Origin of the sequence: Parabacteroides sp. ZJ-118 (assembly GCF_011038785.1) — a bacterium.
GTDB lineage: Bacteria > Bacteroidota > Bacteroidia > Bacteroidales > Tannerellaceae > Parabacteroides.
Window position 1 is genome coordinate 1 of sequence record NZ_JAAKDT010000125.1, and the last position, 521, is coordinate 521.

The 521-nt window shown below is 55.9% G+C and carries 1 protein-coding gene; it reads left to right on the plus strand.

Annotated features, from left to right (window positions below; genetic code table 11):
* Nucleotides 1-521, plus strand: a 521-nt coding sequence (locus G7Y39_RS13475; protein ID WP_165157936.1) for a transposase, incomplete at both ends; no start/stop codon positions are given.

The following is a 521-nucleotide window of genomic DNA, read 5'->3' on the forward strand; positions in this document are numbered from 1 at the left end:
GAGAGAACCTTTCACTTGACGAGACGAGTCTCAGCAACGGGGATGTGTATACCATACTGACCAACAAGGCGGCCAAAGGGCGTAAGGGGGCTCTTGTCGCCATGGCGCGCGGCGTGGCCTCGGATACGGTAAGTGCCGTACTGCGCCGTCTCCCACACAAGGGGCGCATCGCCGTGAAGACGGTCACGACCGACCTGTCCTCTGCAATGATGCTGACAGTCAGAACCGTATTCCCCGGCGCAAAGCTCATCAACGACCGCTTTCATGTCCAGCAACTCATGTCGGAGGCCGTCGACCAACTGAGAATACGCTATCGCTGGGAAGTCCTCGATGCCGAGAACAAGGCCATCAGGGAACACCGGCAGAAGCGTAAACTGGCAAAGACACGGCTTGAGAAAGAACTGATAGGAAAATGGGAGCCGGAACGTATGGCCAACGGAGAAACAATGCCGCAGATTATGGCCCGCGGCAAACATATCATCCTAAAAAACAGAAGTAAATGGAACGAGCAGCAGAGCGCC